The organism is Streptomyces asoensis (assembly GCF_013085465.1).
In the GTDB taxonomy this organism is placed as follows: domain Bacteria; phylum Actinomycetota; class Actinomycetes; order Streptomycetales; family Streptomycetaceae; genus Streptomyces; species Streptomyces cacaoi_A.
The window spans coordinates 5970544-5984828 of the sequence record NZ_CP049838.1; the positions used below are offsets into that span (position 1 = coordinate 5970544).

General features: G+C 71.1%; 14 protein-coding genes. 1 reads left to right on the top strand and 13 read right to left on the bottom strand.

The annotated features are described in order from the left end of the window. The 12 genes from G9272_RS26775 to G9272_RS26830 all read right to left on the bottom strand — a co-directional run bounded on the left by G9272_RS26775 (position 1) and on the right by G9272_RS26830 (position 13151). Positions 1 to 900, bottom strand: coding sequence for a peptidoglycan-binding protein (locus G9272_RS26775; protein ID WP_171398905.1), 900 nt, complete (start codon positions 898 to 900; stop codon positions 1 to 3). Positions 901 to 1000: 100 nt separating this feature from the next. Next, positions 1001 to 1561 (bottom strand): ATP-binding protein, encoded by a 561-nt coding sequence (locus tag G9272_RS44790; RefSeq protein ID WP_216377832.1) that lies wholly within the window; start codon positions 1559 to 1561, stop codon positions 1001 to 1003. A 29-nt stretch (positions 1562 to 1590) separates the two neighbouring features. Next, entirely contained in the window at positions 1591 to 2331 is a 741-nt protein-coding gene (locus tag G9272_RS26785; RefSeq protein WP_171398906.1) for a hypothetical protein, read from the bottom strand. Beyond that, positions 2331 to 3476: a hypothetical protein gene (locus G9272_RS26790; protein WP_171398907.1), complete on the bottom strand. Its 1146-nt coding sequence runs from the start codon at positions 3474 to 3476 to the stop codon at positions 2331 to 2333. The genes G9272_RS26785 and G9272_RS26790 overlap by 1 nt, the downstream gene beginning before the upstream one ends. 36 nt (positions 3477 to 3512) lie before the next feature. Continuing rightward, positions 3513 to 4535, bottom strand: coding sequence for a hypothetical protein (locus G9272_RS26795; RefSeq protein WP_171398908.1), 1023 nt, complete (start codon positions 4533 to 4535; stop codon positions 3513 to 3515). A 43-nt stretch (positions 4536 to 4578) separates the two neighbouring features. Then, a complete protein-coding gene (locus tag G9272_RS26800; RefSeq protein ID WP_171398909.1) occupies positions 4579 to 5766 on the bottom strand; it encodes a hypothetical protein in 1188 nt (395 codons plus the stop codon). A gap of 26 nt (positions 5767 to 5792) precedes the next feature. Continuing rightward, positions 5793 to 7007: a hypothetical protein gene (locus G9272_RS26805; RefSeq protein ID WP_171398910.1), complete on the bottom strand. Its 1215-nt coding sequence runs from the start codon at positions 7005 to 7007 to the stop codon at positions 5793 to 5795. Between the two features lie 73 nt (positions 7008 to 7080). Further along, entirely contained in the window at positions 7081 to 8397 is a 1317-nt protein-coding gene (locus G9272_RS26810) for a hypothetical protein (RefSeq protein ID WP_171398911.1), read from the bottom strand. A gap of 4 nt (positions 8398 to 8401) precedes the next feature. Further along, a complete protein-coding gene (locus G9272_RS26815) occupies positions 8402 to 9322 on the bottom strand; it encodes a phage distal tail protein (RefSeq protein ID WP_171398912.1) in 921 nt (306 codons plus the stop codon). Positions 9323 to 9974: 652 nt separating this feature from the next. After that, entirely contained in the window at positions 9975 to 11255 is a 1281-nt protein-coding gene (locus G9272_RS26820) for a tape-measure protein (protein ID WP_171398913.1), read from the bottom strand. Next, entirely contained in the window at positions 11252 to 12445 is a 1194-nt protein-coding gene (locus G9272_RS26825; RefSeq protein WP_171398914.1) for a phage tail protein, read from the bottom strand. Before G9272_RS26825 ends, G9272_RS26820 begins: the two co-directional genes overlap by 4 nt. 10 nt (positions 12446 to 12455) lie before the next feature. Next, complete coding sequence (locus tag G9272_RS26830) at positions 12456 to 13151, bottom strand: hypothetical protein (RefSeq protein ID WP_171398915.1); 696 nt, start codon at positions 13149 to 13151, stop codon at positions 12456 to 12458. Between the two features lie 28 nt (positions 13152 to 13179). Between G9272_RS26830 and G9272_RS26835 the strand changes: the two genes are divergently transcribed. After that, the gene (locus G9272_RS26835; RefSeq protein ID WP_171398916.1) at positions 13180 to 13857 is read left to right on the top strand and encodes a hypothetical protein; all 678 of its coding nucleotides are present in this window, start codon (positions 13180 to 13182) and stop codon (positions 13855 to 13857) included. A gap of 118 nt (positions 13858 to 13975) precedes the next feature. Here the strand turns inward: G9272_RS26835 and G9272_RS26840 are convergent, their stop codons facing one another. Continuing rightward, the gene (locus G9272_RS26840) at positions 13976 to 14185 is read right to left on the bottom strand and encodes a hypothetical protein (RefSeq protein WP_171398917.1); all 210 of its coding nucleotides are present in this window, start codon (positions 14183 to 14185) and stop codon (positions 13976 to 13978) included. Between the last annotated feature and the right edge of the window lie 100 nt (positions 14186 to 14285).

Consider the following 14285-nt stretch of genomic DNA (forward strand, 5'->3'; position numbering starts at 1 on the left):
TCAGGAGCTGTACGGGACCTTCAGCGCCGCCCAGGACTTGGCGCCCGGCCAGCCGTCGGCGGAGGAGCCGGTGTAGCCGAGCTTGCGCTGCCACTTGGCGTAGGAGAGCCGGTCGGCCTCGGTCCACTGCGGGCCGGGGCCGGAGGTGTAGGCGGAGCAGCCGACGGCGACCAGGCGCTTGCCCAGCGCGGTGACGATCGCCGACTTCGGGTTCTTGCGGAACCAGGCGGCGCCGGGGAAGGGCTGGTACTGCGGCTTGCCGGTGCCGGTGCCGGTGCCGGTGCCGGTGCCGGTGCTCGGAGTGGTCGGCTTGCCCAGCCGGGTCGCGACCCTGGCGCGGAAGTCGGCCATCGCGAAGCCACGCGGGTCGATCTTCGTGCTGGTCCACTCCTTGTGGCCGATCACGGAGGCGGCCGACCAGCCGTGCGCCCGGCACAGGGCGGCGGAGGCGCGGACCATGGCTTCCAGCTGGACGTCCGGCCAGGGGTCCTTGCCGTCGCCGAGGTTGACGCACTCGAAGCCGTAGAAGTGGACGTTGCCGTCCGTGTCGTTCTCGTTCGGCGCGGGCAGCGCCTTCTCGGCGACGACGGCCCTCAGGACGTCGCCGTCGCCGCTTCCCGCGTGGTTGGCGCGGCCGTTGCCGACGAGGTGGACCGTGCCGTCCTTGGCGATCACGCCGTGGCAGAGGGGGCCCGGCAGGGCGGAGTGGCCGTTGAAGCACAGGCTCACGCTGTTGCTGGTGCCCGAGGTGACGGTGTGGTGGACGATCACGCCGTTGACCGGGCCCCAACTGCCCTTCTGGTTTCGGTTGTTGGTGCGCCAGCCGGAGTGCTCGACGACGGTGACGCCCTCGGCCCGCAGTGCGGACACGAGGGCGTCGGCGGAGAGGGGGTTGGCCATGGTGATGCCTCCCTGGGGAGTGTTCGGGCATGAGAAAACCCCGGCCGGCGGGGGAGCGGCTCGGGGTGGCGGGGGTGGTTCTCGTGTCGGTGCGGTGGCCTCAGACCATGGTGGGGTCGCCGTCGGTGCTGGTGCTGGTGCTGGTGCTGGTGCTGGTGCCGGCGTCGGCTTCGGCTTCGGTGGGGGTGCCGGTGCCTGTCTCGGCGGCCGTGTCGACGGCGGTCTCGGGATCGGCCTCGGTGTCCGGGTCCGGCGCGGTCCCGGGGTCCGGGGTGGTGCCGTCGCCGTCCTCGGCGCCGTCGTCCGGCTGCCAGCGGGCGCACAGGGCGACGTAGGCCGCCGCGTTGGTCGCGAAGTCGGTCAGGGCCTCGGCGACCGCTCGCTGGACGGCCGTCGGGTCGGGGACGACCGGGTCCGTGCCGACGGGCATGATCGTGATGCGGCCGGTGCCGCGCAGGACCGCGCCGCCGTCGCCGGTCTCGGTGAACTGGGCGGTGACGTTGACCGCCGAGTAGGTCCCGCTGATCGAGTCGGGGCCGATGACCGAGCTGAGGCTGGTGTCGGAGACGTTGACGTGGATCGTGTGGCCGCTCTCGGTGAGGGTGGCCCGGCCCGCGTAGTCGATCGCGAGGCCCCAGGGCTGGGTGGGGTCGATGTCCATGGACGCGCTGCCTTCCTGTGGTGTCGGGGTCAGCTCTGGCGGCCGTGCATGAGGACCGGGGTGGCGTAGACGGTGCCGGAGGTGCTGGTGACGATGGCCTGGATCTCCACCTTGAGCGTGGTGGTGTACACGGAGGAGAAGGTGGTGCTGATCAGGTCCGTGTAGTCGAACTCGGTGCCCGCGGCGACCGCGGGGCCCCACTGGGCGCTGTTCACCAGCACCCGGACCTGGCCGGCCGCGCCGGAACTGGCCGCGGTGCTCAGCCGCAGCCGCATCTTCGGCTGCCAGACCGGGTTGTACGACATCGCGATCGTGGCCCAGGACGTCGAGGTGGTCTGCGGCCAGCGCGTCTGCGTCGAGTCCTGCGGGGGCAGCATGGCCAGCCAGGGCCGGGCCAGGCCGCCGCTGTTGACGTCGTCGGAGAAGATCTCCCGGTTGCCGTTGTCGTAGATCCGCAGCGGCTGGAGCGAGCCCGCGCTGCCGTCCCCGTTGAACAGGGTCATGGCGAGGCTGCCGGTCTGACGGTGGATCTCCAGGCCGTACTCGGCGTCCTTCCAGGAGCCGACCCGGAACATCGTGTCGGTGCTGCCGGGGCGCTGGACCAGGAGGGTGCCGCCGTCGGTGACCTTCAGGGTGCCGTCCTTGATCTCCACCTCGCCACCGGTGATCGTGTTGAGGGCGGGGCGGGTGTTGACGGCGGTGGACAGCTGCTGGATGCGGCGTTCCATCTGGGTGAGCCGGTCGATGATGTCTTCGGGGAGCTGGGGCATCAGGCCTCCTCCAGGTAGAGCTCGGCGGTGTCGGGGCGGCCGCGCTGGGCCGGGCTGACCTTGACGCCGATGATCCGGTAGCGGGCGTCCAGGCCCTCGGTCCACCACTCGTCGGTGATCCGGAGGCGGACGGAGCGGCCCAGCAGCGCGGACGGCACCAGGTCGTCGAGGCGGACGCTGATCTCGGGGATCACCACGGCGCCGGTGCCCTCGGCGAGTTCGGCGTTGGCCAGGGAACGCAGGATCGTCGTGCTCGCGATGTCGTTGTGGTCCGAGGCGAGGTCGATACGCGGGTAGCCGACCTTGATCAGGGCTTCACCGTCGGGGATGTCGGCGTCGGCGAACAGCGGTCGGGACTCGACGGCCTGGTTGGTGTTGTCCGTGGCGCCGCGGGCCCGGGCGGTGGTCCCGCCGCGGGTGGCGTCGCGCGGGAAGGTGTACGACAGGATCGTGCCGGGCCGGTCCATCACCAGGTCGGTGCTGCCGGTGGTGATCTTCGGGCTGCCCAGCCGCAGCCGGCGGACCCGGGTGCCGCTGACCGGGTCGCGGTAGACGGCGATGTAGTGCTCGAAGCCGTTCTCGAGGGCGGCCAGGGCGTCGATCGCCTCCAGGTAGACGGTCTCGTCGCCGTCGCGGTACGACACCGAGCGCGTCACCCCGGAGAGATCCTCCCCGAAGGTGACGCCGATGTCGCCGCCGGTCGGCGCGGGCGGCGTGCCGTCGTCGACGAGCTCGCCGGTCTGGAGGTGCCGCCACAGTCGCCGCGCCACCTCCAGTTGGTCGTCGCTCCCGGAGAACGTGAGGTCCTGGCGGATACGGCGACGGCCCGCGTACGACTCGAAGGTGGCCGCCTGGATGCCGAGGGTGAGCACGCCCCGGTCGTCGCTCTGAAGGGTGGACGTCCAGATGATGCCGCCCCACCACAGGTCGTTGCCGCGCTGGAGGTAGACCGAGGTGCGGCCCTCCTCGATGCGGCGGACGCGGGCGGCCATCTCCGCGTTCGGGACGGGGACGGTGCCGGAGAGGGATCCGGCCTTGCCGATGTAGTCGTCGACGGTGACGTCCCGCAGGGGCAGGATGTCGATGGTGTCGTCGGTGCGCAGATCGCAGAAGATCGCGCGGTAGGGGGTGGTGGTCGTGGTCATACGGCGGTCAGCTCCCAGGGCCGTGTCGGTCCGCGCTCACAGCACGAAGCAGGCGGAGAAGCGCAGGACGTTGCCGACCTGGATGACACCGCTGGTCGACCAGCTGATCAGCTGGACCGAGCCGTCGGCGGCGATCCGGACGGCGCCGTCGGCAAAGCCGTCGCTCGCGGACGCGTAGGTCTCGACGACCGGCCGCCAGCCGGCCGGGAGGGCACAGATCAGCTCGTCGCCGACGTTGCCCGGGTTGGTGGTGCCGGCGGCCGTCGCGGTGAGGGCGCTGGTGATGCGGGTGAGCCCGACGGTGAACGAGCACACGCCGCGCGTGCGGCGGGCGCCGAACCACGAAAGCGACCAGTTGCCCTGGGCGGTGATCCCGGTGTTGGTCGTCTCCACGACGAGCGGCGGCTGGTAGTCGGCCCAGGCGGTGCCGGACCAGCGCTGGATCACGCCGTTCAGGTCCCGGTACTGGCCGGGGTAGGCGCCGTTGGAGGTGTCCGTGGTCACCGGGAGGATGCCGCCGACGCCGACCGTGGCGGTGCGGCGGCCGACCAGCGCCGAGGCCCAGGCGATGCCGCCGGTGCCCGCGCTCGCGTTGGCCGGCACGGTGACCTCGTACAGCGGGAGCGACAGGCCGGGCGCCGCCGGTACCGTCGGGGCGGCGGCCGCGGTGCCCGGGACGATCTCGACGACGGCCTCGGTGCGGCCGGAGCCGTCGTAGGCGTCGTCGTAGATCCGCAGGACGAGCAGGTCGATGCGGTTGTACTGGGCGTTGCCGTCCGCGAACGTCACGGGCAGGTACTCGGTGAGGGCGATCGGGTAGGCGCCTCTGACGTCGGTGCTCTGGAGCACGGCACGGCCGGGGCTGACCGTGCCGGACATGCTGTTCGCCGTGCCGGTGAGCGTGAAGCCGGAGATGCGGGAGGCGCCGTCGGAGGAGCCCGGCAGGACACCGGAGCGGGTGGCGACGGGCGAGGTGGGGGTCAGGGCGCCGAGCGAGACGAGGCGGGTGTCCTCACGGGACTGGCCGTCGGGGGAGAGCCAGCCGGAACGCACGGGCATGGTCGACTCCTTTCGGGAGAGCGCGCGGGAGCGCGACGGTGGATCAGGCGATCGGGTCGACGCGCAGGAAGATGTTGTCGAACGCGCAGGTGTAGCTCGCGTTGCTCGACCGGTGCATCGCGGTGACGGTGTAGGTCGAGCCGGCGGTGAGGGAGTTCAGGCGCAGTTGGGTCGACGTCGACTTGGACACGGCGCCCGAACCGGAGGCGGCCCGCTCGTCGTCCGCCGCCCAGATCACCGTGGAGCCCAGCGTGACCTGCGGGGACATGTGCGCCTGTGCGGTCTCGCCGCCCGAGGACATCCGGGCGCCCAGGCCGATGATCACGGCGCCGGACGGCGGAGCGGTGAAGTTGAGTGTCAGCGCCGTGACGGTGGTGGAGGCCAGCGCGGCCGTGTACGTCGTCGAGGCGGTGGTGCCGGCGTCCAGCGACTGCACGAAGGCGGGCCCCGGCACGGCCGGCTGCCAGGCGCTGCCGTTCCAGCGCTGGAGCTGGCCGAGCGAGGAGTCGCGGTACTGGCCGACATAGCCGCCGGTGGCCAGCACCCCGGCCGGGACGACTCCGCCGACACCCTTGGGGTAGGGCACCCAGGCCGTGGAACTCCAGCGCTGGAGTGTGTCGTTGACGTCCCGGTAGTGGCCGGGGTAGCCGCCGGGAGCGGTGTCGTCGGAGCGGGTCGGCAGGATGCCGCCGAGCGGGACGGTGGTGGGGCGCAGATCGACGCGGGCGTTGTCCCAGTCGATGCCACCGCTGCCGGCGCCGGCGTTCTTGGCCACGGCGACGGTGAACAGGACGAGCGAGGCGTCCGGGGCGGCGGGGGCGACCGGGGTGGCGGCCGCGGTGCCCTTGACGATCTCGACGGCGGCCTCGGTGCGGTCGGAGCCGTCGTAGTCGTCGTCGTAGATCCGCAGGACGACGAGGTCGACGCGGCCGAACTGGGGGTCGCCGGCATCGAAGGTGAGCGGGACCGGTTCGGTGACGGCGACCGGGTAGGCGCCGCGGGCGACGGACGTCTGGATGACGGCCCGGCCCACCCCGACGGTGGCGGTCATGCCGCCGGTGGTGCCGTTCAGCCAGAGTCCGGTGACCCGGTACAGGCCGTTCTCGGAGCCGGGCAGGACACCGGAGCGCCCCTTGATGTCGGTGACCGGGGTGACCGCCCCGATCTGGGTGACCCGGGTGTCCTCCCGGCTCTGGCCGTCGGGCGACAGCCAGGCGGAACGTACGGTCATGGAGTGTCCCTTCGTCCGGAGACCGATTAGGAGGCCGACTCGTAGGTGCCGTGGATGGAGAGGATGTCGTTGACGGCCCAGGCGAACGGGGCCGACTTGTCCCACGGGCTGGTGCCGGTCTTGAGGGTGTCGCGCAGCGAGCGGACGACTCCGCCGTTGGCCACCGCGAGGAGCCCGCTGCCCTGGTACATCAGGACGGCGGAGTCGTCGAAGGCCTCCGCGTTCAGCACGCGTCCGTCCAGCTTCCAGGCGGTGGAGACCGGGGTGGCCGGCAGTGAGAAGGTCCAGTCGCCGTTGGTGTCCTGGGCGGACAGGTTGGTCGTCGAACCGATCTTGAGGTAGATCCGGAAGGTGACGACGGTGCCCGTCTTCACGTACGCCCCGGCCAGCGTGCCGTTGCCGAGGGTGGGCGCCGCGCCGGTCTCGCAGCGCCAGACCGGCGTGTAGTTCGTCCAGGTCGGGACCGGCTGGTACGTCACCCAGGCGGTGCCGTTCCAGCGCTGGAGCCCGGCGGGGCTGTCGCGGTACTGGCCCGTGTAACTGGCCGTGGTGACGGTGCCGGAGGGGGCGATGCCGCCCAGGGCGCTGGGGTAGGACACCCAGGCGGAGCCGTCCCAGCGCTGGAGGGCGCCGCCGGAGTCGCGGTACTGGCCCGGGTAGGCGCCGTTGCCGGTGTCGCCGTAGACGGGCAGGATGCCGCCGACCGCGACGGTGGGCGTGCGCAGGTCGGTCACGTCGGTGCTCCAGTTGATCCCGCCCTTGCCGGCGCTGATGCCGGCCCGGACGGCCACCTGGTAGACCGGCAGCGCGATCTCCGGGAGGGCGGGCACGACGGGGGTGGCCGCCGGGGTGCCCCGGACGATCTCCACGGCGGCCTTGGTGAAGCCGGAGTCGTCGTACAGGTCGTCGTAGACGCGCAGGACGACGACGTCGATCCGGCCGTAGGAGGCGTCGCCGTCGGCGAAGGTGAGGGAGATCGGCTCGGCCAGCGTGACCGGGTAGGCGCCCTGGTTGCTGTCGGCCTGGACGACGGCCCGGCCCTCGTGGACGGTGGCGGTCATGGTGCCCGCGCCGCCCTCCATCCAGAAGCCCGAGAGGCGGTACTGGCCGTCGTAGGAGCCGGGCAGGATGCCGGAGCGGACGTCCAGCGGGTTGGCGGGGGTGGTCGCGCCGAGCTGGGTCAGGCGGGTGTCCTCGCGGGTCTGGCCGGTCTCGGCCACCCATGAGCTGCGCAGGTTCATCTGCTGTCTCCAGTGGTCTCCGGAGGAGAACTCCGGGAGGAAGGCGGGTGAGGTGAGGGTCCGTCAGGACGCGTCAGGACTTGATCCATTCGGCCGTGAGGTTGGTGGAGTAGCCGGAGCCGCCGAGCGTGCTGACGGCGGAGCCGGAATTCTGGAACGCGTAGAGCGCGAGCTTGTCGCCCGCCGCGCACCTGAACAGGGCGGTGCCGCCGACCGAGGTGATGGCCGGGCCCGCGCCGACCAGCCAGGTGGCGCGCGGGACGCCGGTGCCGTTGAGATGGAGGCGCGCGCCGCGCGAACCCGAGGTGGACTCGGTGGACCAGCTGACGTTGGCCGCCACCCGCCACCAGCCGGCCCTCGGCACCGTGTACGTGTTGGACCCCGACCAGCCGGCCGCGTCGTCCACGTCGGTGCTCGGCATGCTCACCTGTGTCCACGTGCCGTGGGCCATGGACTGCATGCTGATCTGCGAGACGCTGAGCAGCAGGGTCGTGCGGCCCTCCGCGTAGCTCCAGGCCGAGCCGTTCCAGCGCTGGAGCAGACCGGCCGAGTCCTCGCGGTACTGGCCGGGGTAGCCGCCGGTGGCGACGGTGCCGGAGGGGGCGATGCCGCCGACGGACTTCGGGTACGCGACCCAGGCGCTGCCGTTCCAGCGCTGGAGCGGACCGGTGGGGTCCTCCTGGTACTGGCCGGCGTAGCTGCCCGCGGTCAGGGTGCCGGCCGGCGGGATCCCGCCGACGCCCTTGGGGTACGCGACCCAGGCGGTGCCGTCCCAGCGCTCCAGGACGCCGGCGTTGTCGCGGTACTGGCCGGCGTACGCGCCGCTGAAGCCGGCGGCGGGGACGATGCCGCCCAGGGCCACCGTGGCGTAGCGCAGGTTGGTGACGGCGGAGTCCCAGGCCAGTCCGCCGGAGCCGGCCGACGCCCCGGCGGGCACCAGGATCCGGTAGAGCGGCAGGGTGCTGCCGTCGGGGCCGACCGGCTGCTGGGGCGTGGCCGCGGGGGTGCCCTTGACCAGCCGGACGCGTGCCACGGTGTCCGCGGTGCCGTCGTAGGTGCTGTCCTGGACGACGAGTTCGACCAGGTCGATCCGCTGGTGCGTGGGGTCGCCGTCGTCGATCGTCAGGCTCTCGGGTTCGGTCACCGCCACGGGGTAGGTGCCCTGGTTGGTCCGGCCGCCCTGGACGAAGGCGCGGCCGGTGCCGATCGTGAGGGTCATGCCCCCGGTGGCGCCGCTGAGCGCGAAGCCGCCGGGGACGATACCGCCGCGGGCCTTGAGCGGGATGTTCTCCGCGACCAGGGCGTTCGGGGTGAGAAGTCCGGAGAGGGTGACCCGGGTGTCCTCCCGGGTCTGGCCGGTCTCCGTGAGCCAGGCGGCTCGCACGGTCATGGGGTCACCACTCCGCTTCTCGCCAGCGCACCGTCATCTGGGCGCCGGTGCCGTAGGTGTCGGGTCGGAAGGCCAGCTGGGCGCGGCCGGGGGCGAACGCGAAGAGTTCCTCGGGGCTGCTGTCCGCGGCCGCGGTGTGCCGGCGGGAGGCCGTGCTGTTGAGCGTGACCGTGCCGGCGGAGGTGTCGACGACGAGCTCGTCGCCCGAGGCCAGCGCGATCTCGTAGCGCAGCCGCTGCGCCGAAGTCCGGTCGGTCACCGTCGGGTTGGCACACGGGCCGGTGAAGGTGATCACCGGGTGGGTGGGCGCGGAGCCGCCGTTGTCGGCGTTGACGTCCCCGGTGGAGGCCGCCTGTCCCCAGTACAGCGGCCAGGTCAGCGGCCAGGTCAGACCGCTCTCCGGCTGCGGGGCGCCGGTGACGGCGGTCTGCTCGGTGACCGAGTAGCGGCGCGGGTCGGTGGCGTACCACTGCACGGACGCCCGGGAGACGCCCTGTGTGGTGTACGTCCGGTCGGCGGCCAGCACTCGCTGGCTGACCCGGGCCCGTACGGCCAGTGTCTCGCCGTGCAGCCGCACCGCGAGCCAGCGCTCCGCGTCGCCGAGCAGCAGGGCCTGGCGCAGGACGCGGGTGGCGGCGAGCGAGGAGGCGGTGTCGTCCTGCGCCGGGACGGTCCACACCGTGCCGCCGACCTTGCGCGGCTTGGCGTAGCGGGCGCCCGGCCAGGCGCCGTGCGCGGTGGGGTGGTCGGCGTCGGAGGAGTCGTACTCCGGCAGGTCCTCCCAGCCGCTCAGGCCGCCGCGGTCGATCTCGTAGGGGGTGCCGGGGCCCATCAGCAGTCCGGCCCACTGCATCTGCCCGTCGCGGGTGATGAGTGAGCCGGGGGCCACATCGTCGGTGTATGCGGTTGTCGTGATCTCGGCCATCGGGCCGTCACCTCACTCCTTGTGTGCGGGCTCGTTGCGGCTCAGGTGCGGGCGCGTGTGAGGGCTTGTGCGCGGGTTTGCGCGCGGGCACCTGAGCAGGCGCGGCTGCGGGCTCGCGTGCCGGCGCGGCTGCGCGGCTGCGCGGCTCCGCGGCTGCGGGCACCTGCGCAGGCGAACCTGCGGGGCACCTGCGCGGGCAGACCTGCGGGCTCGTGTGCGGGCAGGCCTGCGGGCTCGTGTGCCGGCGCGGCTGCGGGTTCCTGGGTGGGCGGGCCTGCGGGCGCCTGCGCGGGCGGGCCTGCGGGCTCGTGTGCCGGCGCGGCTGCGGGTTCCTGGGTGGGCGGGCCTGCGGGCTCGCGTGCTGGCGCGCGGCTGCGGGTTCCTGGGTGGGTGGGCCTGCGGGCGCCTGGGTGGGCGGGCCTGCGGGCGTGTGCCGGCGGGGCTGCGGGCTCGCGTGCTGGCGCGCGGCTGCGGGTTCCTGGGTGGGCGGGCCTGCGGGCGCCTGCGCGGGCAGACCTGCGGGCGTGTGCCGGCGGGGCTGCTGGTTCGTGTGCCGGCGGGGTTGAGGGCGCCTGGGTGGGCGGGCCTGCGGGCGTGTGCCGGCGGGGCTGCGGGTTCATCGGCGGGTCCGGCTGCCGGTCCGTGTGCGGGTTCAGGCGCATGCGTGGGCCGCGGCCAGGAAGAGCAGGTCCTCCGCGGTGCCCCGGGCGCCCGTGCCCGCGCTCTCGTGGAACTCCTTGACCCGGTAGGGCGATGGAGGCGTCGGTGTCCGGTGTCGCCGGGCGAGAGCCCGCTGCCGCTCCAGGGCGGTCAGCGGCAGCACCCGGCCCGCGCCCCGGGAGGCGCCGGGGACGGCGATGCCGCCCTCCGCGAGCATCGGGATCTTGTCCAGGTGGATGCCGAACTTCTTGCCGAGGATCGAGAAGCTCAGGGAGTTGAGCCCGTCGATGACCCAGTTGGCGAAGGCGATGAGTCCCTGGATCGGCCCCTTGACCACACCGGCGACGGTCTGGGTGCCGGTCGTCACGAACTTGCCCATCGCGTCCAGGGTGCGGGAGGTGGCCTCCTTGATCCGGGTGAACATCCGGGGGACGTCCCTGGTGATCCACTCCAGCGCCGGCCGCACCGCGTCCTTGAACCCCCGCCAGACCGACGACACCCTGCCGCTGAGCGCCCGGGTGTCCCCGGTGGTCAGCGCCTTCAGGACGGCGAAGCCGGTACCGACGATCGCGGTGAGCGCGGTGGTGATGACACCGAGGTAGCCGGTGACGTAGGTGTTCACGGCGCTCGCGATGCCCTTGAGCAGCGGCGTCATGACGGTCAGATAGCCCTCGACGTACTTCAGTACGAGGGTGGCGAGCTGTTCCATCAGCCGTTGCCCGGTCTCGGAGTTCAGCGCGAGATCGATCAGCCAGCCGGCGACGGGCAGGAGGAGACCGGTGACGAACCCGATGGGGTTGGCGCGGGTGAGGGCGTTGATGATCAGCATCACGCCGGAGCCGATGGTCATGGCGGTGCCGAAGGCTCCCATGAGGTCGCCGAGCACGCCGGAGGCCTCGATCAGCGCGCCGACGATGGCGAGGACACCGCCGAACGCGGAGTTCAGGGCGCCGAGGGGCTTGCCGGCGCCCTTGGCGCGGGTGCCGGCCGACTTGATGCCGGAGGCGGCTTCGGTGGCGGTCCGGCCGGTCTTCGCGACGGAGCGGCTCGCGGCGTCGGCGCCGGCCTTGACCTGACGTACGGCGGTGGCGCCCTGGGAAGCGGCGGAACGGACGGCGTCGACGCCGGTGGCGGCGCTCCTGATCCGGCCGACCAGAGAACGCGCCGTGGCGGTGTTCTGTCCGAGCCGGGACCGGAAGGCCTGGAGTGCCGGTGCCACCCCGGCGAACAGGTCGGCCACCCCGCCTCCCGCAGGCAGCGCGGCGGTACTCATCCGCGTGCCTTCGCCAGGAACATCAAGGCGTCGGCGGTCCGCTGCGGGCTGCTGCTCTCGGCCGCGTAGTAGTGCTCGATGTGCAGCGCGCCTCCCGAACCGCTCGTCCCGGCGTACGCCGAACCCTGTGCCGCCGCCCGCCGCAGCAGCCGGTCCAGCTTGCTCAGCGGCAGGACGGCCTCGGCCTCACCGGCCTCGGCGAGGATCGCGGGGACACCGCCGGAGCGGGGCATGACGACACCGCCGGTGGCCAGCATGGGGATCCTGGGCAGGCTGACGCCGAAGGTCTTGCCGCCGACGCCCGGGACCCAGCCCGGGATCGACACCTTGATGCCGTTGAGGGCTCCGATCGCGCGGTTGATGATGCCGATGACGGCGTTGATCGGGCCCTTCACCGCGCTCTTGATGCCGTCGAAGGCGCGGCCCGCGATGCCTTTGAGGCCGCCCCAGATGCTGGACAGCTTGTCCTTGACGGCCTTGAAGGCGTTCGGGATCGCGGACTTGACCCAGTTGACGACCGGCGAGATGACGGCCTTGATGCCCTTCCACACGCTGGAGACGACCGTCTTGATCGCGTTCAGCGCGGTGGTGATGACCTTCTTCCAGATGGCGACGTAGGTCTTGATCACCGTGGCGACGGCCTTGACGACGGCCGAGATCGCCTTCTTGATGCCGTCCCAGACCGACTTGATCAGCTTGGCGGCGTTCTTCATGATCGGCCCGATGGCCTTCATGACCGTGCTGATCACGGACTTGATGACGTCGAAGGCGGTCTTGAGGACCTTCTGCATGGTCTTCGACTTGGTCGCCATTTCGACGACCTTCTCGATGAGCGGTGCGAGCAGGTCCATGAGCATGCCGAAGAAGTTGCCCTTCATCGACTTGTTCATCTTGTCCTGGCCCTTGGCCGCCTTGCCCGCCCCGGTTTCGTACTTGCCGAGGTTCGTGCCGGCGCTGGACCCGGTCTTCCCGGCCTTGCCGAGCGACTTCTCGGCTTGGTCGGAGGCGGTCCTGAGGTCTTTCAGCTGCTTGGTCGTCTCCTGGGACGCGGAGCGGAGCTTGCCGATCTCGCCCTTTCCGCTCTGTGCCGCGCGACTCAGGTTCTGGGTCGCCGTCGCGACTCCGGTGGCCTGTGCCTTGAACTGTTGCAGTGAGTTGGCGGCCCGGCTCGCCGCTGAGGACAACGACATGGATGTCTCCTTAGAGTGCTGCGGTGAGTTCGCGGAGAGCCCTGCGTAGAACGGTCACCTCGCTGGCGACACCGCGGACCAGGGGAACCGGGTCGTCGATTCCCCGGTCGGTCCGCATCCTGGGATTTGCCTCCAGCCGTCGGCGTTCCGCGTCCGCGGCGTCTCGCACAACCAAGAGTCGCTGCTTCAGTTTCTCGACCGTCTGCTCGGTCTCTTTGAGTTTTTCGATGTGCTGGAAGTTGTCGTCTACGACCTTTTCGCGCCGTTCTTTCTTCTCGCGGCTCTCCTTCTGTGTCTGTGACTCCATCAACCTCCATTTCTGCAGCTCGTCGATGTGTTTCTTCCAGGGGAATTCCCGGGTTGCGCCGAGGAATGTGATCCCCTTCTCGTCGATCTTGAAGATCGAGAGTCCGACGGTCAGCAGGGTGAGGCTGGCGGCAAGGCCGGTGAGGCCGTTGGTGTGCGCGGCGATGGAGTTGCTCATCCACGAGAGGGACGTGGAGATTCCGCTGTGGGTGGTGCGGAGTCCTTTGTAGGACTGCTGGAGCTTGGTGATATCCGTCGAGTGAGTGCCGAGTTTGGTATTAATCCCGGCGATGTCCGTGGTGTGTACGCCGAGTCTGGTGTTTATCCCGGCGATACTGGTGGTGGTGTTGTCCTCAAGGTTTTTGAGATCCTCGTCGATTTTCTTGAGATCTCGTCCCATGATTGCCCTCCTGTGCTAGCGTTCCCGCATGCCTTCTGACGATGTGCGCGTTGTCCTCGCCGTCCCCACCAGTTGGAATTGGTATTTCGAGCCGAAAAGGAAAGGCTCGATCGCCTGGTTTGCGGAACGGGCCCTTCGGATCGCGGATGGATTCCATCCGGGGCGAGGTGTGGATGTCTTCCTCTACGGTGAGTCGAAAGATCCGGAGGAATCGACGGATTCGAATTACGGAGATGCCGGCACCGAGGTGATCCGTACGCGGCTGGAGCGGGGTTCCCTGTCCGAGTGGATCGGTGACTGGGCGGTCAGGCCGAACATGGATCGGGGGCTCTTCGAGGATTCAGGCCCGGCCAGCAAGGTGGAGGAACGCCTTGGCGTCGGCGACGCACCCTGGTACGGCCGGCCGTTGCCGGCGGTACGGGCGATCGGTGAATGGAATGCCGGGCACGAGGGCACGACCCTCGTGCTCTTCTGGCTCGACCGGATGACCCAGGCCGAGGAGATGGCGCAATTCATCGGCCGGTACGACGACGACGCCACGTTCTGGCAGCTCTTCGGGGATGCCGATGACATCCACTACTCGTTCTGGACCAGGCAGGGGATGCATCAGGGCAAGGTGCTGCCCCAGCTCAATTTCCACATCGGCCGGCGGTGGAGCAGGCGGGCCATCCTTCGGGGGTTCTCGCGCTGGACGAAGAACGGCTGACCGTGCGGCGGACGCCTGGTGCGGGACCGCGCGGGCGGGGGTGTCGCGGTCCATGGGCGGGGCGGGGCGGGGCGGCGCGAGCTTCGGGTGGGGCGGGCGACGGGCAGGGCCGCGCGGGCTACGGGCGGCGCCCGCCGCGCGCCCGCCGCGCCTCCGTCAGGGCGTCCGACCAGCCGGCCGCGTAGGCACGGGACTCCCGGGCGAGCAGTTCCTCGTACACCCGGTCGAGCAGGGCCTCGCGGTCGGGGGGTGTGGTGTGCAGGAGGTGGGCGAGGCGGGTGTAGGTGTCGATCGGCTGCTTCGGGGAGTTGCTCGTGCCAGTCACCATGTCGGCCTGCTTTCCTGTCTGTCCGCTGGGCTGTGGTACAGGTGGCGCCTCTGGGGCGTTCGAAACGCGTGTTCGAACTAGTGTACGAGTAATCCTGTGG

What these genes read in the sequence shown, in the direction of transcription:
- G9272_RS26775 (WP_171398905.1), bottom strand. Translation starts at nt 900, where the DNA reads ATGGCCAACCCCCTCTCCGCCGACGCCCTCGTGTCCGCACTGCGGGCC.
- G9272_RS44790 (WP_216377832.1), bottom strand. Translation starts at nt 1,561, where the DNA reads ATGGACATCGACCCCACCCAGCCCTGGGGCCTCGCGATCGACTACGCG.
- G9272_RS26785 (WP_171398906.1), bottom strand. Translation starts at nt 2,331, where the DNA reads ATGCCCCAGCTCCCCGAAGACATCATCGACCGGCTCACCCAGATGGAA.
- G9272_RS26790 (WP_171398907.1), bottom strand. Translation starts at nt 3,476, where the DNA reads ATGACCACGACCACCACCCCCTACCGCGCGATCTTCTGCGATCTGCGC.
- G9272_RS26795 (WP_171398908.1), bottom strand. Translation starts at nt 4,535, where the DNA reads ATGCCCGTGCGTTCCGGCTGGCTCTCCCCCGACGGCCAGTCCCGTGAG.
- G9272_RS26800 (WP_171398909.1), bottom strand. Translation starts at nt 5,766, where the DNA reads ATGACCGTACGTTCCGCCTGGCTGTCGCCCGACGGCCAGAGCCGGGAG.
- G9272_RS26805 (WP_171398910.1), bottom strand. Translation starts at nt 7,007, where the DNA reads ATGAACCTGCGCAGCTCATGGGTGGCCGAGACCGGCCAGACCCGCGAG.
- G9272_RS26810 (WP_171398911.1), bottom strand. Translation starts at nt 8,397, where the DNA reads ATGACCGTGCGAGCCGCCTGGCTCACGGAGACCGGCCAGACCCGGGAG.
- G9272_RS26815 (WP_171398912.1), bottom strand. Translation starts at nt 9,322, where the DNA reads ATGGCCGAGATCACGACAACCGCATACACCGACGATGTGGCCCCCGGC.
- G9272_RS26820 (WP_171398913.1), bottom strand. Translation starts at nt 11,255, where the DNA reads ATGAGTACCGCCGCGCTGCCTGCGGGAGGCGGGGTGGCCGACCTGTTC.
- G9272_RS26825 (WP_171398914.1), bottom strand. Translation starts at nt 12,445, where the DNA reads ATGTCGTTGTCCTCAGCGGCGAGCCGGGCCGCCAACTCACTGCAACAG.
- G9272_RS26830 (WP_171398915.1), bottom strand. Translation starts at nt 13,151, where the DNA reads ATGGGACGAGATCTCAAGAAAATCGACGAGGATCTCAAAAACCTTGAG.
- G9272_RS26835 (WP_171398916.1), top strand. Translation starts at nt 13,180, where the DNA reads ATGCCTTCTGACGATGTGCGCGTTGTCCTCGCCGTCCCCACCAGTTGG.
- G9272_RS26840 (WP_171398917.1), bottom strand. Translation starts at nt 14,185, where the DNA reads ATGGTGACTGGCACGAGCAACTCCCCGAAGCAGCCGATCGACACCTAC.